16 protein-coding genes are annotated in these 18,148 nt (G+C 63.7%); 6 read left to right on the top strand and 10 right to left on the bottom strand.

Features of this window, described 5'->3' with window-relative positions:
• Nucleotides 1-925: ATPase, T2SS/T4P/T4SS family (locus tag PKE44_RS03440; RefSeq protein WP_324548274.1), on the bottom strand; the 925-nt coding region annotated here is incomplete at its 3' end.
• Between the two features lie 266 nt (nt 926-1,191).
• On the opposite strand from PKE44_RS03440, the gene PKE44_RS03435 reads away from it, so the two are divergent.
• The 3 genes from PKE44_RS03435 to PKE44_RS03425 are packed head-to-tail and all read left to right on the top strand — an operon-like array spanning nt 1,192 to nt 4,101.
• Complete coding sequence (locus tag PKE44_RS03435; protein WP_324548273.1) at nt 1,192-2,355, top strand: DegT/DnrJ/EryC1/StrS aminotransferase family protein; 1,164 nt, start codon at nt 1,192-1,194, stop codon at nt 2,353-2,355.
• Nucleotides 2,348-3,160 (top strand): class I SAM-dependent methyltransferase, encoded by an 813-nt coding sequence (locus tag PKE44_RS03430; RefSeq protein WP_324548272.1) that lies wholly within the window; start codon nt 2,348-2,350, stop codon nt 3,158-3,160. The genes PKE44_RS03435 and PKE44_RS03430 overlap by 8 nt, the downstream gene beginning before the upstream one ends.
• On the top strand, nt 3,157-4,101 hold the full coding sequence (locus tag PKE44_RS03425; protein ID WP_324548271.1) for a lysylphosphatidylglycerol synthase domain-containing protein: 945 nt from the start codon (nt 3,157-3,159) through the stop codon (nt 4,099-4,101). The genes PKE44_RS03430 and PKE44_RS03425 overlap by 4 nt, the downstream gene beginning before the upstream one ends.
• On the opposite strand, the gene PKE44_RS03420 is transcribed toward PKE44_RS03425, so the two are convergent.
• From PKE44_RS03420 to PKE44_RS03380, 9 genes are all read right to left on the bottom strand, one after another.
• Entirely contained in the window at nt 4,059-5,210 is a 1,152-nt protein-coding gene (locus PKE44_RS03420) for a glycosyltransferase (protein ID WP_324548270.1), read from the bottom strand. The genes PKE44_RS03425 and PKE44_RS03420 overlap by 43 nt on opposite strands.
• Entirely contained in the window at nt 5,210-6,325 is a 1,116-nt protein-coding gene (locus PKE44_RS03415) for a hypothetical protein (protein ID WP_324548269.1), read from the bottom strand. The genes PKE44_RS03420 and PKE44_RS03415 overlap by 1 nt, the downstream gene beginning before the upstream one ends.
• Nucleotides 6,322-7,059 (bottom strand): class I SAM-dependent methyltransferase, encoded by a 738-nt coding sequence (locus PKE44_RS03410; protein ID WP_324548268.1) that lies wholly within the window; start codon nt 7,057-7,059, stop codon nt 6,322-6,324. The genes PKE44_RS03415 and PKE44_RS03410 overlap by 4 nt, the downstream gene beginning before the upstream one ends.
• 29 nt (nt 7,060-7,088) lie before the next feature.
• On the bottom strand, nt 7,089-7,940 hold the full coding sequence (locus PKE44_RS03405; RefSeq protein WP_324548267.1) for a glycosyltransferase family 2 protein: 852 nt from the start codon (nt 7,938-7,940) through the stop codon (nt 7,089-7,091).
• 4 nt (nt 7,941-7,944) lie between these two features.
• On the bottom strand, nt 7,945-9,861 hold the full coding sequence (locus tag PKE44_RS03400; RefSeq protein WP_324548266.1) for a hypothetical protein: 1,917 nt from the start codon (nt 9,859-9,861) through the stop codon (nt 7,945-7,947).
• Between the two features lie 89 nt (nt 9,862-9,950).
• A complete protein-coding gene (locus PKE44_RS03395) occupies nt 9,951-10,403 on the bottom strand; it encodes a pilin (protein WP_324548265.1) in 453 nt (150 codons plus the stop codon).
• 242 nt (nt 10,404-10,645) lie between these two features.
• The gene (locus PKE44_RS03390) at nt 10,646-12,019 is read right to left on the bottom strand and encodes a sigma-54 dependent transcriptional regulator (protein WP_324548264.1); all 1,374 of its coding nucleotides are present in this window, start codon (nt 12,017-12,019) and stop codon (nt 10,646-10,648) included.
• The gene (locus tag PKE44_RS03385; RefSeq protein ID WP_324548263.1) at nt 11,998-13,698 is read right to left on the bottom strand and encodes a HAMP domain-containing sensor histidine kinase; all 1,701 of its coding nucleotides are present in this window, start codon (nt 13,696-13,698) and stop codon (nt 11,998-12,000) included. Before PKE44_RS03385 ends, PKE44_RS03390 begins: the two co-directional genes overlap by 22 nt.
• A gap of 70 nt (nt 13,699-13,768) precedes the next feature.
• Complete coding sequence (locus PKE44_RS03380; RefSeq protein WP_324548275.1) at nt 13,769-14,023, bottom strand: PP0621 family protein; 255 nt, start codon at nt 14,021-14,023, stop codon at nt 13,769-13,771.
• A gap of 102 nt (nt 14,024-14,125) precedes the next feature.
• On the opposite strand from PKE44_RS03380, the gene sucC reads away from it, so the two are divergent.
• The 3 genes from sucC to PKE44_RS03365 all read left to right on the top strand — a co-directional run bounded on the left by sucC (nt 14,126) and on the right by PKE44_RS03365 (nt 17,979).
• Nucleotides 14,126-15,286 carry an ADP-forming succinate--CoA ligase subunit beta gene (gene sucC / locus PKE44_RS03375; RefSeq protein WP_324548262.1) on the top strand — a complete coding sequence of 387 codons (1,161 nt, stop codon included), beginning with the start codon at nt 14,126-14,128 and terminating at the stop codon, nt 15,284-15,286.
• A 13-nt stretch (nt 15,287-15,299) separates the two neighbouring features.
• Nucleotides 15,300-16,172 carry a succinate--CoA ligase subunit alpha gene (gene sucD, locus PKE44_RS03370; RefSeq protein ID WP_324548261.1) on the top strand — a complete coding sequence of 291 codons (873 nt, stop codon included), beginning with the start codon at nt 15,300-15,302 and terminating at the stop codon, nt 16,170-16,172.
• A 160-nt stretch (nt 16,173-16,332) separates the two neighbouring features.
• Nucleotides 16,333-17,979: an NAD+ synthase gene (locus tag PKE44_RS03365; protein ID WP_324548260.1), complete on the top strand. Its 1,647-nt coding sequence runs from the start codon at nt 16,333-16,335 to the stop codon at nt 17,977-17,979.
• The last annotated feature ends 169 nt before the right edge of the window (nt 17,980-18,148 follow it).

The following is an 18,148-nucleotide window of genomic DNA, read 5'->3' as shown; positions in this document are numbered from 1 at the left end:
CGAGCTTCGCGGCGCTGGCATCGAGGATGCGCAGCACGACCTTCTCGCCGTACAGGGTCGGCAGCGTGTTGACGCGAAAGTCGATCGAGCGACGCGCCGACAGCCGCATCTTGATGCGGCCGTCCTGCGGGACGCGCCGTTCGGCGATGTCGAGGTGGGCCATGACCTTCAGACGGGCCGCGAGCCGACCGGAAAGATTGCTCGGCGGCTTGGCGACCTCGTAGAGCATGCCGTCGATGCGGTAGCGTACCCGGTAGCTGGTCTCGTAGGGTTCGAAGTGGATGTCGGAAGCGCTGCGGTTGATCGCATCGAGCAGCGCCCGGTTGACGAAGCGCACGATCGGTGTGTCATCGGCATCGCCGCCCACCGTGTCCTCGACGACTTCCAGTTCGCCGCCTTCGACGGTGATGTTGTCGAGGCCTTCGTCGATCTGGCCCCCCATGTCCATGACCGGTTTGTCGAGGGCCTGTTCGATGGCCGTACCGATGCGGTCTTCGAGTACGATCACCGGTTCGACCGCAAGCCCGGTCTGGAACTTGATCTCGTCAAGAGCCTGCTGGTCAGTCGGGTCAGCCAGAGCCACGAACAGGCGCGGACCGCGTTTCCAGAGCGGTAGCACCCGGTACTTGCGGATCAGTTTCTCGTTGACCGAGGCAATCGGTGCCTGGGTCAGATCGAAGGCGCTGAGGTCCAGGATCGGCAGGCCCAGGTTGCGCTGGACGGCGCTGGCGATGTCGTGCGCCTTGACCATGCGGTTTTCGACGAGATACCCCGTGATCTGACTGCCTGCCTTGCGTGCGCCTTCAGTGGCTTTCTGTGCCGCTTCAGGGGTGAGCAGACCCTCGCGCAACAGATGGCGCAGCAGGCCGGGGAGCGCGGAGGGATCATTCTGGGCAGGGGGCGGGGTTCGGGGAGGGGAGGCCATCTCTCGTCTTTGCCGGGGTGCCAGAGCCCTGACCTCGGTGGTCAAGGATGTCAGCCACTGTACTGGCTGCTTCGCGCGGGTGCAAAGACACCCGCCAGCAGGAGGCCCCCGGTAAAATCGCGCGGAGTGCGCGCATGCGGTGAATCGCGTCGCCCCGCCGGCAATTTCGTTTAGACTTCAGCCGCGCTGCGCCGGCAGCGGTCTTGTGTCCCTGCGGCCCGCGACCGTGCGCCATCGGATGGATCAAGTGAAACGGATCAGCAGACATGGCGGATGACAGGCCGTTCCTGATATTTGGTGCGCCTCGGATTGAGCAGGCGGAAATCGATGAGGTCAGCGCCGTACTGGCTTCCGGCTGGCTCGGTACCGGTCCACGGGTGGCCGCGTTCGAAAATGCTTTTGCACGCTACAAGGGCCGGGATGGCGCGCATGTCGCGGCCGTCAATTCCTGCACGGCAGCCCTGCATCTGGCGTTGCTGGCGTCGGGAGTCGGTCCTGGAGACGAGGTGATCACGACTCCGCTGACCTTCTGTGCGACGGTCAATGCGATTCTGCATGCCGGTGCCACTCCGGTTCTGGCCGATGTCGACCCAGTCACCATGAACATCGATCCCGCCGCGGTTGCCACTGCGATCACACCGCGCACCAAAGCCATTTTGCCGGTTCATTTCGCCGGACGCGCCTGCGACATGACGGCACTGGCTGCATTGGTGCAGCATCACGGTCTTATGCTGATCGAAGATTGCGCACATGCTATCGAAACCGAATATCGCGGACAGCGGGCGGGCACGTTCGGTGATTTTGGTTGCTTCAGTTTTTATGTGACCAAAAATGTCATCACCGGTGAGGGTGGCATGGTGCTGGCGCGTGACGAGAAATCCATTGCACGGATCAAGATGCTGGCGCTGCATGGCATGAGCAAGGATGCCTGGCATCGTTTCGGGGATGCTGGCTACAAGCATTATTTTGTCGTCGAGTGCGGTTTCAAGTACAACATGACCGACATCCAGGCGGCAATCGGTCTGCATCAACTGGCCCGTGTGGAAGCCAACTGGCTGCGTCGTCAGGAGTTGTGGCAACAGTATCAGACTGCGTTTGCAACCCTGCCGATCGGGTGTCCGGCTGAGCCGGAGGCGGATACCCGTCATGCTTATCATCTCTATACACTGCTGATTGACGAATCTCGCGCAGGACTGAGTCGGGATGCGTTTCTCGATGCAATGACAGCGTGCAGGATCGGGGTTGGTGTGCATTACTTGAGCATTCCCGAGCATCCGTATTATCAGCAGCGTTTCGGTTGGCGGCCGGAGCAGTGGCCGAATGCGATGCGCATCGGTCGACAGACGGTGAGTCTGCCGTTGTCGCCGAAACTTGAAGATGCCGATGTGAGACGGATCATTGATGCCGTTGTCAGGTGCGTGCATGGGTGAGGAGGGGGAGATCGCGGTTCCGGAGCGTGAACAAGCGGGTGCACGCTTCACCGACTTGCGCGCCCGCTGGGAAAACCGGGCTGCTGAATACCAGGATGCGCCGGTCGGTGTGCTGTTTCGCGGTCTGGCGCCGGCGCTGAACCGGTATCTGCATCGTTTCCATGCGCGCGTGGTCTGTGGCCAGTTGTTGCCCCTGCTGCCGCAGGGTGCACGGGTGCTGGATCTGGGATGCGGCTATGGGCGTATCGGGCAGGAAATGCTGGGTCATCGAACCGATCTGTGCCTGACCGGCGTGGATTTCGCATGGCCGTACTGTCGGCGTTATCAGCAAAATGTTGCGGGCAGCGTCTGCGCAGATGCTGCCCGCCTGCCATTTGCTGCCGGCAGTTTCGATGCGATCGTAGCCATCACGGTATTGATGTACGTCTCACCAGCCTCACGGTCAGCCATGATGGCGCAACTGATTCCGCTGCTGAAGCCGGGTGGCCAGTTGCTGATGATTGAACCTGCTCAGGAGGTGCTTGAAATCATTGCCCGCCTGCGGCCGGCCAGTGCTGGCCATACGACCGGTGGCAGCGGTTTCGGGATGCGGGAGTTTCACTCGATCACCGGACCGGAAATCATGATGCTCGGTGCCGGTGGCGTGCCGGTTTTCACTGCCATGCTGCCGGTTCTGCAGTTGCTGAACCGCTTCCCTCGCACTCAGGGGCCGGTGCTGGCGATGCTGGAGCGGCTGGATGTGCAGTTCGGCGCCCTGAACCGATGGTCCCTGCATCGCTGGCTGCTGGGACAGCGAGTGTTGTGATCGAGCCGTTTATTTCCGGATTCACCCTGTTGGGGGAGCGAATCGCGGACCCCTGGCTGGCCGGGCTCATGGTCACGGTACTCTGGCATTACTGCTGTGAACCGGCGCGCTGGTGGTTCTATATGCGTACGATCGCCCCGGATCGTTATCGGACCCTGTTCCAGGTGTTCTCGCTGACGGCTCTGGTCAGCTATCTGTTCCCGGCCAAGCTCGGGTTGCTGCTGCGCATCGTGCTGCTGCGACGTTTCACGGGCTTGCCGGCTCCGGCGGTCAGCGCATGGATGTTTGTCGACGGTCTGCTGTATTACGCCTTCTGGGCAGTCGCTGCGCTCATGGGGGGTGCGTATCTGCTGGCGCGCGGGGTGGGGCGAGTGGGGACTGCCCTGCCGGTGGCGATCGGCGTCATCGTCTGCACGCTTGCTCTGGTGATGATCTGGAGGCGCCGGCTGCGACTGCCGCTGCGTCTTCTGCAGGGGCGCTTCGAACGACTGGCCCGGCGTTGGCAGGAGACCATTCTGTGCCTGCGCCGGGGGCTGTCGCCGGCTGGCCTGGTGGCAGCTGCGCTGGTGGCTTTGTCGGACGTGCTGGTCTATTCGCTGCGGCACATGGTGCTGCTTGGACTGCTCGGTCATGAGCTGAACTGGCCTACAGTGCTGGCGATCAGTTCGGTCAGCGTCTTCACGGGTTTGTTGTCGCTGATGCCGATGGGGCTCGGTGGGTATGACCTGACCCTGCTGCTGCTGCTCGGTCATTGCCAGATACCGGCAGCAGATGGCATCTGGGTGGCGGCTGGCAACCGGGCGGCCAATCTGGCCACGGCTGCCGTGCTGGGGATCTGGGGCGGGGCGGCACTGGGCATTCGCCGGTTTTCCAGGGCCGAGCTGGAGCACCTGGCAGGTCAGGAGCCGTCTGCAGACGCCAGCTCTGCTGACAGTCGCTGAGCGACGGCTGCCAGATCGAATTCGCGGGCGGCCCGCTTCACGCCGTCGAGCCATTGCACCGGTCCGTTCGTGAGGGCATGCCGCAGGGCTTCAGCGTAGGCGCCGGCATCAACGCCACTGGCACAGACGCCGTTCAATAATCGCTCAACCAGCGCGGGCAGGTCACCCACCGGGGTGGTGATGACCGGCCTTCCGCATCGCATCGCATCCGAGAAGATCACCGGGATGCTTTCGATGCGGGACGGGATCAATACGTAATCAGACCATCCAAGCAATTCAATGGCTTGGCCCGTATCCTTGTAGCCTTCGAGATCGACCGGCCTTCCCGCAGTCTGCAGGCGGCTGACGCCGGCCCGGACAAGTTCATCCAGCGGTCCTCCGCCGGCGATGCGGATGCGCTCGATGCGGTCCCAGGCCGTCTGCGGCAGCAGCGCCAACGCATCCAGCAACAGGTCCGTGCCCTTGTTCGGGTGCCATCGACCGAGATAGGCCATCCGCCAGGGAGCCGCAGTGCGTGGGGGCGTGGGCTGTCCGGCATCGAGCCGGCGTGTCGAGGGCAGGAAGGTACAGGCACGGCCGGACAGGGTTTCGACTTCCTGGCGCAGCAGTTCGCCGTCGGCGTAGCAATGGTGCGCATCTCTCAGGACGTGCGCGACCACCCGGCCGATGACCGGCAGGCGGCCCAGTTGCCAGATATCGCTGCCCAGCGCCCAGACGGAATAGGGAATGCCGTAGCGCCGCTGCATGGCGGCTCCCCAGTAACCCGAAGGCAGCGCCCACAGGCAGAGGATGTGGTCAATGTTGCCCTGCCGCACCAGCCGTTCGAGGGCGGCATATCCGGAGCGCAGACTGGTGATGATGGCCGGCCAGTCTCCGGGATGTCCGGCGCGCAGAAGGGACAGGGGCAGGCGCGGTACACGGTAGCGTTCGAGGTCGGGCGTCGGCATTTCGGCGGATCTGTTGCCCAGCCCGGGTGCGAGGACGGTCACCGGCCGATGAGTGGCCAGTGCGGCACAGGTATCCGCCACGAAACTGCCCGCCGCTTCGCTGCCGTCCCCGCTGTCCGGGTACGAGGTGGTGACCACGATGATGCGTCGAGGATCAGCCATCAGTGACTGCATCCTGCAACCGCGCCGATCTGCTCATAATATTCGAGCAGATCGGCGCAGGTGCCCTCGATCGAATAACGCATTTGCACCATGTTCCAGGCTTCAAGACGGAGGCTGTCGATCAGTCCATCCCTGCCGGCTGCGGCCAGCAGACAGCGGGCGAGTGATTCCCCGTCGCCAGGTGAATAACTCAGCGCCGTGCGGCCTGCATTGTGCAATCCGGACAGAAAGTGTCGCTGTGGCAGCACGCAGGCGATGCCGGCATTCATGGCTTCGATCACCGAGGTCGGCACGAAAGCGGTTTCCTCCCGGCCATAGGGAAACACAAAAAAGTCGTATCCCGAAAAGATCGCCGGTACCGCGGCGATTCCCCTGAAATCCAGCGCAGGCATCGGCCAGGCATTGTCTGGATGCTCCAGCAGGCACCGGCGCAGCAGTGGTGATTCGAGCAACGGTATTGCCAGCGTCAGTCGGTAGCCTGCGGGAGCCAGCCAGTGGCCGGCGCGCAGGAGTTCACGCAGGCCACGGACCGACAGTACGTGTTCGAGCCGTTCCGGGGTTGCCTCACTCATTCCGGCCATGAACAGCAGTGCCTTGCCATCACGGCCCTTGGCGGGTGCAGGGCGATCCGAATCTCCCAGTAACATCCCGAACCGTATCCGGCGGGGGCCGGCTGTGTCGTCGTTAGCGAGCAGATGCCTGACATGGCGGGCGAGTTCGACCGCAGAGCTTTCGTGTGCAATCGCATACATGACAGTCAGACAGGCCAGGCCTCGAATGCGGCACTGACGATCGGCGAGCCACAGGCTGGCCAGGTTGCCGTAGCGATAATGGCCGTGGAAGGAACCGATGGACAGATGGCAGACCCAGGTGGGCTGCCAGGTACGCAGGCAGCGCCCGAGCGCCCGATGAAAGCCGGAAAGATGGGAAAAGCCACCGGATGCCGGCACGCAGGTGGCATCGGTGGCGAACGACGGCTGCTCGCCGGGTTCCGCGGTGGTGACGACATGTACGTCGTGATGTCGGGAAAAGCCGCTGGCCAGATCACGGACGAAACGTTTGCGTCCCTCGGTCCAGGGAGGGCAAATCTTGGGCGCGGCCAGCAAAATCTTCACCGGCGCAATCCGGTACAGACGAACTGTTCCGCGAGCCAGCGCCAGGGGGAATGCTGATGACGTATGCCCCAGCGCAGTGCCAGCGCGGGCGAATACAGCGCAGGCACGATCAGGTGGTAACCACCGATGCCGATGCTGTCGATCTGCGTGAAGCCGCAATCGGTCAGCAGGCGTTCGGTTTGCGCGATACGGTTGTAATGGGTATCCGGCGCCAGCCGGCGGTAGCGGATCAGGTTGTAGGCGAGATGTGGTACCGCCAGGAGCCAGCGGCTGGTGAAATGGTCAAAGTCGACGATCAGACGGCCGCCCGGTCGTAGCACCCGGTGCATTTCAAGCAGCAGACGTTTCTGATGGACCGGTTCGAACAGATGCATGAAGCGTGTCGAAACCACCAGATCGAAACTGGCGTCGGCAAACGGCAGGCACATCGCATCGCTGCGAACCAGGCGCAGGTCGATACCTACGCGCTCTCGCAACTCCTGCAGCATGTTCGGCGTCAGATCGCAGGCAATGAACTCGATCCGGCGATCCCGCAGCAGTTCGGTGGTGTGGCCGGTGCCGCAGGCCACTTCGAGAGCAAACGCTCCAGCTGGCAGAGCCGTCAGCAGTTCTCCCAGAGCGCCCTGATGCAAAGCCCTGAAAAGACGGCCATAGCGGGTGCCATATCGTGATCGATGGTAATCGTGTGCGATCCGGTCGTAGAAGCCCTGATAGTCCGATTGAGGGGGGGGCATGTCGGAGTCTTGACTGTCCGGACAGTTTTTCATTGTTTCTGGTACATCAGAGCAGTGATCTGCTCGGATACAAGGCCGACCAGGAATACGATTACAGCAGCACTCAGCAATAGCGCCGACATGTTCGTGAATCGGTGGCCATTGATGAATGTGTAAATGTAATTGCTGAGGCCGGACAGCAGGAACAGCAGGCTGATTGGGCCAAACAGTTTGATCGGTGAATAGAGAGTGCCGATCTTGAAGATGATCAGCAAAAATCTGAGGCCATCCTGCAAGGGCTTGATATGGCTTTTGCCAAGCCGTTTTCCGGCGATGATCGGAACATAGCCGACCGGGTAACCGCTGCGGAAAAACGCCATCGTGATCGTGGTTGGATAGGAAAAGCCATTGGGCAACAGATGCAGGAATTCCCGGAACTGGTCCGCATGCACGGCCCGGAATCCCGATGTCAGATCATCGATGCGCTGCCCGGTCATCCAGCTGGCCAGCCGGTTATAGAAACGGTTGGCGAACGAGCGGCCCAGACTGGCCTGCGAGGCATGGCTGCGGGCACCGACCGCCATGCTGTAGCCGGTGTCGATCCGGCCGAGCAATCCGGGAATGTCAGCCGGATCATGCTGGCCATCCCCGTCCATGAACACCAGCACGTCTCCGCCGGCCCTGCGCGCACCGGCCTTGATCGCTGCGCCGTTGCCGAGTGCCTGAGGATGGCGGACGACATGCGCACCTGCATCCATGGCGATGCGGCCGGTGTCATCCGTCGAGCCGTCGTCAACCACAATCAGTTCGGCATCGGGCAATTGCCTGCGAATGCCGGTCAGCACGGCGCCGAGATTGGCGGCTTCGTCGCGCGCGGGAATGATGATCGAAAGTTTGGGCATCGTTTCAGTCGGCTTGCGGCCAGAGCAGGGATTTCAGACGCTGCAGATCCTCGGAGAAGCGCCGGTCGGGTGCGGGGTTTGCCGCTTGCATCGCATCAAACGTGGCCAAGGCCTGTTCGCGTCGATCCTGATTCAAAAAATAAACGATCAGCGATGCACCAGCCTCCGGGCGTGTCGGATCGATTTTCATCGCTGTTTGCAGATAACGGATAAATGCGTCTTGATCATTGGTTAAAGTGGCAGTTCGCGCGGCTTCGAAAAACAAGGTCCAATTTTCAAAGTTGCCTTTCATGTGATCGACTGGCATGGAAGCAAGCAGCAGATTTAAACCGGTGATCAGGCGGGTCTTGTCGATACTAGGGCATGCTTCTTTAGTCAGCAATGAATTGAGGTGGCCCAATGCGGAGCTGGCGAAAACAATGGGCGCGTGTAGAGGTCGCCAGTCAGTCGGTACAGGCTGGAACGCGTAATCGGTTATTTCGACTTGTGTGCGGGCAATACAGATTAAGGCTAATCGGGCAATTGGTTCGGCAGGGCGTATGCTAGGTGCAAGTTTCAGTGATTGTTCCAGTGTTTTCAGAGCAAGTCCGATGTTTCCGTGCTGGGCACGGCGCACAGCTAAATCAGAGAGTAAGCGGTAAGAGCCGGGGTGATATTTGATCGCAGATTCAAGCATTAAATCGTAATCGCGCCATGTTCCGGTGCGCTGATAAGTTGCGGTCGCAGAAATGATAGTAAACAAAACGCCGGCGGCCAGCATGCGTTGGCGATTGTTTGGTGTTCTCAATGTCTGATCAAGCCCAAGAGCAATGCCGCTTGCTAAACCGATAGATGGCAGGTAATTGCGGTGTTCGAAATAAATTTCCAAGGAAAAAATCGTACTCTCTAGTAGATGGCCAGTCAGGAAAAACAACCAGCCAAAGGCAAGTGCGCGAGATGCGATACTGGTTGCCCTGATGCTCGCTAAGACTGAGCCAAGAAGGGCAAGAGCCATCAATAATGTCGAGGGCGGTTCGAGTATGCTGCTGGATAACGGGAAATCGTCATGGTAAAGCCCCATGCGGCCGCCATTGGGTAAAATAAACTGAATGACATAATCCGAAATTACTCGTGGCTCAGTCATCAGTCTTTGGCTTAGGTTAAATTCCCGCAAGCTGTAGCCGTTTAAAAAAATCTGTGGATGGCTAAGTAGCCAGAGTGCTGCAGCTAGGCTTGGTAGTATGCAGAAGGCCGCGAAGTATGTTTTCAACCATTTGCGAATACTGATGTTGCCTCGAAAACGAAAAACGTAAAACTCAGTACAGAAAAGTAAATAAGGTAACAAAATACCATTTTCCTTGCTGAGTGAAGCCAATGGCAGCCACAATAATACGCTGCTGACCATCAGGCATTTGCCTATCCATGGTCGTGTAGTGACAATGCTGCGACCATGGGCATAGGCAAGTAATCCTGCCAGTGAAAACAGACAGGATAATTGAGCCATGCGTTGTACGGCGTATAACACAGTCGATACGAGTAAAGGTGCAAATGCCCAAAATGCTGTTCCGACTAATGCGGCTGCTAGTGGTATTCGTCTTTCATTCAGGCCTTTGCCGATTTCTAGTATCAGCCAGAACACTAGGCAGGTACAAAGCAGGTGCAACATCAGGTTGGTGAATTTGAACTGGCATGGTAAGAGGCCATTGGCTTTGTAGTCGAGAATAAAGCTCAGAACACTGATTGGACGCCCAAGCAGGCCGGAACGGTTAGAGAAAATTATATCTTGCCACTCGCTATTCGGGTTGTCTAATAGCGATAAGGCGCCCAAGTTACTCATGTCGTCCAGAAGCCATGGGCCTTGCAGTCCTTGCCAGTATGTCAAGGCTGTAAGCAGTAATATGCAATAAAAAAATAGACCAGCTAAAAAGTGGCGGTTTCGCATTCAAAAGACCGTGTTGATATCTGTCTGGCTTGAGTGCGTAAGGTGAAAAATAAAAAAAGGGTGGCATGTGCCACCCTTCCAGTCTTAAATCAGGGGCGACAAGCGCTAGGCCGATATTTGGAGGCGATGGTGCTGCTGCCGGTACCGCTACAGGTCCAAGTGATGGCACCATTGGCCAACGTTGGATTGAACAGGAGAGTATTGTTTGTGCCTACGCCAGAAACAGTGCTGTTGTAAGTGATGGTAATCACGCCACTCGTACCCACCTTCACGCTAGTGACGTTGGGGGCGGTAATCGTACCATTCAGGCCGGCAGACGCGTTGCCGGTCGGAAAAGCGGAACGAGCAATGCGATATTCCGAAACGGCAGTCTTGGCGGCAGAGGCCAGGTTGATGCCTTCCGTGACGCGGGCGCGGATCGTGTAGTCCTGATAGGCCGGAATCGCGATCGCGGCGAGGATGCCGATGATCGCCACGACGATCATCAGTTCGATGAGGGTGAAGCCCTGCTGGGCCTTGCGCATGACGTGCTGCGTGTTCATGGGGCGCTCTCCTTGGACAATCGGGTCGAGGTTCGACGGCGTCGGAAGCGACGCTCGATGTCCGCAGGGCAATAGACTTGCCAGTTGATGCAGGTTTTTGATTCAAAAAGACATTAATTGAAATATAGCTGTGGCGACGGAATCGGGGGTACGGAAATGGCGGGTTGCTTAACGCAGAGTGGCGGCATGTGACGTAATGCGTCACCCGTGAAAAAACCGTCCGGACCGCGCTGGCGGCAGCCTCACTCCATGCCGAGCTTCTTCAGCCGGTAGCGCAGTGCCCGGAAGCTGATGCCGAGTTTCTCGGCGGCCGCGGTCTTGTTCCAGCGGCAGGCTTCCAGCGCCTTTTCGATGGCTTCCTTCTCCAGCGACTCCAGATAGCCTTCGAGGTCGCTGACGCCGCTTGGCGGGAGGGGCAGGGACTGGGATTCGGCCGGGGACGACGAAGCCTGGGGTTCGTGCGTGCGGGCGGGCAGGTGCAGATCCGCGGCGCGGATCGCCTCGCCCTCGCACAGCGTGAACGCGCGTTCGAGGATGTTCTCGAGCTCGCGGACGTTGCCGGGGAAGTCGTAGGCGGCGAGGGCTTCGAGGGCGTCGGCGGCCAGCAGCGGTCGTGCCACCCCGGCTTCGCGCGCCAGCCGGTCGAGCAGGTAATCGGCCAGCGGCAGGATGTCGCCGCCGCGCTCGCGCAGCGCCGGCAGCCGCAGTTCGATGACGTTGAGCCGGTAGTAGAAATCCTGCCGGAAGCGCCCGGCCTGCACCTCGGCGGCGAGGTCGCGATGGCTGGCCGACAGCACGCGCACGTCGACCGGCAGTTCGTGCGCGCCGCCGATCGGGCGGATCGCGCGCTCCTGGATCGCGCGCAGCAGCTTGACCTGCATGGCCTGCGGCAGTTCGGCGACCTCGTCGAGGAACAGCGTGCCGCCGTGGGCGGCCTGGAACAGGCCGGGCTTGTCGGCGACCGCGCCGGTGAAGGCGCCCTTGCGGTGGCCGAAGAATTCGCTCTCCATCAGTTCGGCCGGGATCGCGCCGCAGTTGACGGGCACGAACGGCCGCTCGGCGCGCGAGCCGGAAGCGTGGATCAGGCGCGCGACGACCTCCTTGCCGGTGCCGGATTCGCCGCCGATGAACACCGGCGCCTGGCTGCGCGCGAGCTTGCGGATCATCGAGCGCACGCGCTCCATCGCCGGGCTGGCGCCGATCAGGTCGGGCCGGTTCGGGCCGCCGTCGCGCCCGGCCGGCACGCCGGCCAGCCGCCGGGCCTGATCGACCATCGCCCGCAGCGTGGCGATGTCGAAGGGTTTGGAGACGAAGTCGAAGGCACCGAGCTTCAGGGCTTCGACCGCGCTCTCGACGTTGCCGTGCGCGGTGATCACCGCCACCGGCATCTCGGGGTACTGGCGCTGGATCAGCGCCACCAGATCGAGGCCGTTGCCGTCGGGCAGGCGCATGTCGGTCAGGCAGAAATGGAACGGCCCCTGGCTGGCCAGCGCGGTGCGGGCGGCCGAGAGCGTCGCGGCCGGCACGCACTGCACGCCCATCGGTTCGAGGGTCAGGGCGATCAGATCGCGCAGGTCGGGTTCGTCGTCGAGGATCAGCGCCCGGCAAGATTCCACGTCGGTTCCTCCGTCGTGTTCATCGTCGTCGCCGGCGTGCGGGTGGCGGTCGGCAGGGTCAGCCGGAAGCAGCTGCCCTGGCCGGAGGGGTTCGGGCGGTACTGAAGCTGTGCGCGGTTGGCCTCGCACATCTCGCGCGACAGGTACAGGCCGAGACCGGTGCCCTTCGGATTGGTGGTGAAGAAGGGCTCGAAGATCTGGCGCGCCTCGGCCTCGGGGATGCCGGCGCCGAAGTCGATGACGTCGAGGTAGGGCCGGAAGCGCTCGGGGTCGAGCGCGGCGAGGATGCGCACGCGCGGCGATTCGCCGGGCAGCGTGCCGTGCTCGCAGGCGTTGTTGCAGAGGTTCCACAGCACCTGCTGCAGGTGGCCGGCATCGAAATGCACGGTGAGGTCTTCCGGCTGCACGCGGATTTCCATCTCCGGCATCGGATCGCCGCGCCCGCGCATGAAGTCGTGGCAGAAGTCCTCCAGCCAGCTGCGCAGGTGGATGTCCTCGGGACTGGCCTTGTCGCGCCGCGACAGGTCGAGGACGTTGGCGATGATCTGGTTCGCGCGCCCGGCGTTGTCGTGGATGATCTTGCCGAGGCGTTTCTCGCCGGGGTTGGCGGTCGATTCGACCAGCAGTTGCGCGGCGTGGCTGATCGAGGCGAGGGGATTGCGGATCTCGTGGGCGATGCTCGCGGTCAGGCGCCCGAGCGCGGCGAGCTTGATCTGCTGCAGCCGTGCGGCGGCGGCATTCGAGTCCTCGATGAAGACCAGTGTCTCGAAGGCGAGGTTGCCGGACAGCGCCGTGAACTCCGGGATCAGCTCCGGCAGGTGCTCGGCGGGCCGGAACGGCTGGGTCTGCGTCAGGCCCGAGCCGATCCAGGCGCCGAGGCGCTGCGACAGCAGCGGCGAGATGTCCGACAGCGGCAGGCCGATCGGGCGCTCGTGGAAGTCGAGCAGCTCGGCCGCCATCTGGTTCATCAGCTTCACGCGCGCGTGACGATCGACGACGAGGATGCCGGACTGCAGGTGGCGGATGATCGCCGCGTTCAGCTCCGCCATCTCCAGCAGCTCCTGCGTGCGTTCGAGCACCAGGGTCTCGCTGTTGCGCGTGCGCTCGGCGATCGTGTACGCGGCGGCGGCGGCGGCGGCCAGCGCCAGACAGATCAGCGCCGTCTGGCCGCCGGAGGCGCCATGCACGAGCGCCCAGTCCACCAGCGGCGGCAGCAGGTCGAGGCTCAGGTACGGCGCGCCGGTGCGCAGTGCGAAGCTCTGCCAGATGCCGTACAGCCAGACGCCGATGATCGCGAGGGCCGCCGCGGCCGTGACCGTGATCACCAGCCGGCGCGGCAGCAGGATCGCGCTGCCGGCGATCGCCGACACCAGCAGCGCCCCGAGGCTGCCGGAAGCCCCGCCGCTTGCGTACATCAGCGCCGTGAACACGACGATGTCGAGGCCGGCGTGCAGCGTCGCCTGCACGATGAGGTCGGGCCGGCGCAGGTAGCTCAGCAGGAAGCCGGTGGCGAGCAGGCCGAAATAGCTGCCGATCGTCCACCAGTAAAGGCGCGGGTCTTCGGCACCGAACAGCTTGCCGGCCAGCTCGGCGAGCGTGATGCCGAGCAGCAGCGTGGCCAGCACCAGGCGGTACAGCACGTAGGCGCGCAGCACCGACCAGCCGCGTCGCCGGTCCATGACGCTGTCCGTAACGATCATCGTTCAGCAGGGCCTCAGGCGGGGCCGGCGCCCGTGCGGCGGCGGCCGTTCAGTCCTTGGGTGGGCGCAGCGCATGGCGCTCGCGGTGCGCCGGGCAGCAATACGGACGCGCATCGGCATCGCGCACCGCATCGGTTGCCGGGAAGTGTATGCCGCACTCCGTGCAGCGCACCATTGCAGGCCAGTCAGGTTTTGCCGGTTGTGCCGGTGCCTGCGGCCTTGCCGGGGCTTGCGGGCGCCGGGCGCGGCGCAGCCACCAGACGGCGGCGAGGACGAGCAGCAGGAGCAGCAGGTATCGACTCATGGGCGGTGCGCGCAACACGCTTGCGGACGGGCGGCGGCCGATAGGCTTTTGTGGCGCCGTCCGATAGGATACCGGCTCCTATCGAAAGGGGGTGGAATTCGCATGAATCTGCACGAATACCAAGCAAAGGAGCTTTTCCGCCAGTTCGGCGTCGCGGTGCCGCGCGGCATCAAGGCAACTTCGCCGAAGGAAGCCGTGGCCGCCGCCAAGGAGCTGGGGGGCTCCGTGTGGGTGGTCAAGGCGCAGGTGCACGCGGGCGGCCGCGGCAAGGCCGGTGGCGTCAAGCTGGCGCGCAGCCTGCAGGAGGTCGAGGACATCGCCGGCTCGCTGCTCGGCACCCGGCTCGCGACCAAGCAGACCGGTCCCGAGGGCCTGCCGATCCATGCACTGCTGATCGAGGAAGGCCTGAACATCGTCGATGAGCTGTACCTGTCGGTGCTGGTCGATCGCAGCACCAAGCGCATCGCGTTCATCGGTTCTTCCGAAGGCGGCATGGACATCGAGGAAGTCGCCGAAAGCACGCCCGAGAAGATCCTGACCGTCGCCATCGATCCGGCCGCCGGCTTCCAGGCCTACGAGGCCCGCCAGCTGGGCTTCGGCATGGGACTCGCCAAGCCGCAGGTCGATCATCTGGTCAAGGTCATGAACGGTCTCTATGACATGTTCGTCGCCAAGGACGCCTCGCTGGTCGAGATCAACCCGCTGATCGTCACCGGCGAGGGCAAGCTGCTCGCGCTCGATGCCAAGATCGGCCTCGACGACAACGCGCTGTACCGCCACAAGGACATCGCCGAGTGGCGTGATTCGACGCAGGAAGACGAGCGCGAGAACCTCGCGCACGAGATCGGCCTGAACTACGTCGCGCTCGACGGCAACATCGGCTGCATGGTCAACGGCGCCGGTCTGGCGATGGCGACCATGGACATGGTCAAGCTGCACGGCGGCGAGCCGGCGAACTTCCTCGACGTCGGCGGCGGTGCCACGGCCGAGCGCGTCGCCAAGGCGTTCAAGCTCATCCTCTCCTCGGACAAGGTCCGCGCGATCTTCGTCAACATCTTCGGCGGCATCGTCCGCTGCGACCTGATCGCCGAAGGCATCATCGCCGCGGTCAAGGAAGTCGGCCTGACCATTCCCGTCGTCGTGCGCCTGCAGGGCACGAACGTCGAGGCCGGCCGCAAGATGCTGTCGGAAAGCGGCATGAACATCATCGCTGCCGACGACCTGACCGAAGCCGCCAAGGCCGCCGTCGCCGCCGCGAAGTGAGAGGGGGAGTTACATGAGCATCCTGATCGACAAGAACACCAAGCTGATCTGCCAGGGCTTCACGGGTTCGCAGGGTACGTTCCACTCCGAGCAGTGCCTGGCCTACGGCACCAACCTGGTCGGTGGTGTCAGCCCGGGCAAGGGCGGTTCGGCCCACCTCGGCAAGCCGGTGTTCAACACCGTCCATGAAGCCGTGCGCGACGCCGGTGCCAACGCCTCGATGATCTACGTGCCGGCGCCGTTCGCGGCCGATGCGATCCTCGAAGCCGCCGACGCCGGCATCAAGGTCATCGCCTGCATCACCGAGGGCATCCCGGTCCTCGACATGCTGAAGGTCAAGGCCGCGCTGAAGGGCTCGGACGTCCGGCTGATCGGCCCGAACTGCCCCGGCCTGATCACCCCGGGCGAGTGCAAGATGGGCATCATGCCCGGCCACATCCACCAGCCGGGCAAGATCGGCATCGTCTCGCGCTCGGGCACGCTGACCTACGAGGCCGTGCACCAGACCACGCGCATCGGTCTCGGCCAGTCGACCTGCGTCGGCATCGGCGGTGACCCGATCCACGGCATGAGCTTCATCGACGTGCTGGAGATGTTCGAGGCCGACAGCGCCACCAAGGGCATCGTCATGGTCGGCGAGATCGGCGGTTCGGCCGAGGAGGAAGCGGCCGAGTTCATCAAGGCCAACGTCCGCAAGCCGGTCGTCGCCTACATCGCCGGCGTCACGGCACCTCCGGGCAAGCGCATGGGCCATGCCGGTGCGATCATCGCCGGCGGCAAGGGCACCGCGAAGGACAAGTTCGCCGCCCTCGAGGCCGCGGGCGTCAAGACCGTCCGTTCGCCGGCCGACATCGGCGAGGCGATCAACGGCTTCTTCGCCGGCTGAGCCGTCACCGCCCGCCGGCAGCGTCCGGCGGGTCGTCTGACCGAAGGGCGGGGTCGCGGACCTCGCCCTTCGCTTTTTGCGGGCTGCGGGTTTGTGTTCTGATGACAGGCTCCGTCCGTCCCGTTCGTCCCCCGTCCGTCCCGACTTCCGGAGTCCGTCGATGAGTGCCGCCGCCCCCGCTGCCCTGACCGTCGCGATGGCGCAGTTCAACCCGCTGGTCGGCGACATCGCCGGCAACACGCGCCGCATCCTCGAACTCGCCCGGCAGGCGCAGACGGAACTCGGCGCCGGCGTCGTGGTGTTCCCGGAGCTGGCGCTGTGCGGCTATCCGCCCGAGGACCTGCTGCTGCGCCCCGAATTCGTCAGCCGCTGCGAGGCCGCCCTCGCCGAACTCGCGACCGCGGCCGCGCACGGACCGGCGCTGGTGATCGGCCATCCGCAGCGCGGTCTCGGCGGCCTGTACAACGCAGCGTCCTTCCTCGCCGGCGGCCGGGCGCTCGGCGTCTACGCCAAGCAGCTGCTGCCGAACTACGGCGTGTTCGACGAGAAGCGCTACTTCGTGCCCGGCAGCGGGCCGTGCGTGGTCGAGCACCTCGGCACCCGCTTCGGACTGACGGTCTGCGAGGACATCTGGCAGCCCGGCCCGGTCGCGCAGGCCGCGCAGGCCGGGGCCGAGCTGATCCTGAACCTCAATGCCTCGCCGTGGCACCGCGCCAAGGCCGGCGAGCGGCTGACGATCCTGCACGCGCGCGTGCACGAGGCCGGTGTGCCGATCGTCTACGTCAACCAGGTCGGCGGTCAGGACGAACTGGTGTTCGATGGCGGCTCGCTGCTCGTCGATGCCGACGGCACGCTGCTCGCGCGCGCGCCGGCCTTCGTCGAGGGCCTGTATCCGCTTGGTTTCGATCGCATCGGCGGCGCGCTGGTGCCGCGCCCCGGACCACTCGCCGAAGCCCCCGAGGACGAGGCCGAGGTCTACGCGGCGCTGGTGCTCGGCACGCGCGACTACGTGCGCAAGAACGGCTTCCGCGGCGCGGTGCTCGGGCTCTCCGGCGGCATCGATTCGGCGCTGACGCTGGCGATCGCCGTCGATGCGCTCGGGGCCGATGCGGTCAGTGCCGTGTCGCTGCCCTCGCGCTACACCGCCGGCATGTCCAACGAGGACGCCGCGATCGAGGCACGCACGCTCGGCGTCGATTACCACCTGCTGCCGATCGAGCCGGCCTTCGATGCCTTCCTGCACACGCTCGAACCGCTGTTCGCGGGCCTGCCGCCGGACACCACCGAGGAAAACATCCAGGCACGCTGCCGCGGCGTGCTGCTGATGGCGCTGTCGAACAAGACCGGCCGGCTGGTGCTGACCACGAGCAACAAGAGCGAGACCGCCGTCGGCTACTCGACGCTGTACGGCGACATGGCCGGCGGTTTCGCGCCGATCAAGGACGTACCGAAGACGCTGGTCTACCGGCTGGCTGCGTGGCGCAACCGCCAGGCGCAGACGCCCGTCATCCCGCAGCGGGTCATCGACCGGCCGCCGTCCGCGGAGCTGCGCCCCGACCAGACCGACCAGGACTCGCTGCCGCCGTACGACGTGCTCGATGCGATCCTGGAGGCCTACGTCGAGCGCGACCGCTCGGTCGAGGAACTCGTCGCCGACGGCTTCGAGCGCGCCACCGTCGAGCGCGTCGCGCGGCTGGTGATCCTCAACGAATACAAGCGCCGGCAGGCGGCCCCGGGCGTGCGCATCACGCCGCGCGCCTTCGGCCGTGACCGGCGCTATCCGATCACGTCCGGGTTCCGGCGCTGACGGGGCCGCAGGCAGCGATCAACAATCAGCAATCAGCAGCAGCCTGTCCACAACCATAAGGAGGAGGGCAGTCGATGGGGATGAGCGGAGGATTCAGGGGACGAGCCGGGGGAGCGAGCCGGGGGGCGGGGCATGCGGTATGCCGTCGCCGCGCTGTGGCTGCTGCTGG

Source organism: Plasticicumulans sp. (assembly GCF_035331805.1).
Lineage (GTDB): Bacteria > Pseudomonadota > Gammaproteobacteria > Competibacterales > Competibacteraceae > Plasticicumulans.
This window is presented reverse-complemented; position numbering and strand designations above follow the sequence as displayed.

Bases quoted from the DNA above. Each gene is read 5' to 3' on its own strand.
- PKE44_RS03365 (WP_324548260.1), top strand. From the start codon at position 16,333: ATGAGTGCCGCCGCCCCCGCTGCCCTGACCGTCGCGATGGCGCAGTTC.
- PKE44_RS03430 (WP_324548272.1), top strand. From the start codon at position 2,348: ATGGGTGAGGAGGGGGAGATCGCGGTTCCGGAGCGTGAACAAGCGGGT.
- PKE44_RS03395 (WP_324548265.1), bottom strand. From the start codon at position 10,403: ATGAACACGCAGCACGTCATGCGCAAGGCCCAGCAGGGCTTCACCCTC.
- sucD (WP_324548261.1), top strand. From the start codon at position 15,300: ATGAGCATCCTGATCGACAAGAACACCAAGCTGATCTGCCAGGGCTTC.
- PKE44_RS03420 (WP_324548270.1), bottom strand. From the start codon at position 5,210: ATGGCTGATCCTCGACGCATCATCGTGGTCACCACCTCGTACCCGGAC.
- PKE44_RS03380 (WP_324548275.1), bottom strand. From the start codon at position 14,023: ATGAGTCGATACCTGCTGCTCCTGCTGCTCGTCCTCGCCGCCGTCTGG.
- PKE44_RS03405 (WP_324548267.1), bottom strand. From the start codon at position 7,940: ATGCCCAAACTTTCGATCATCATTCCCGCGCGCGACGAAGCCGCCAAT.
- PKE44_RS03400 (WP_324548266.1), bottom strand. From the start codon at position 9,861: ATGCGAAACCGCCACTTTTTAGCTGGTCTATTTTTTTATTGCATATTA.
- PKE44_RS03435 (WP_324548273.1), top strand. From the start codon at position 1,192: ATGGCGGATGACAGGCCGTTCCTGATATTTGGTGCGCCTCGGATTGAG.
- sucC (WP_324548262.1), top strand. From the start codon at position 14,126: ATGAATCTGCACGAATACCAAGCAAAGGAGCTTTTCCGCCAGTTCGGC.
- PKE44_RS03385 (WP_324548263.1), bottom strand. From the start codon at position 13,698: ATGGACCGGCGACGCGGCTGGTCGGTGCTGCGCGCCTACGTGCTGTAC.
- PKE44_RS03410 (WP_324548268.1), bottom strand. From the start codon at position 7,059: ATGCCCCCCCCTCAATCGGACTATCAGGGCTTCTACGACCGGATCGCA.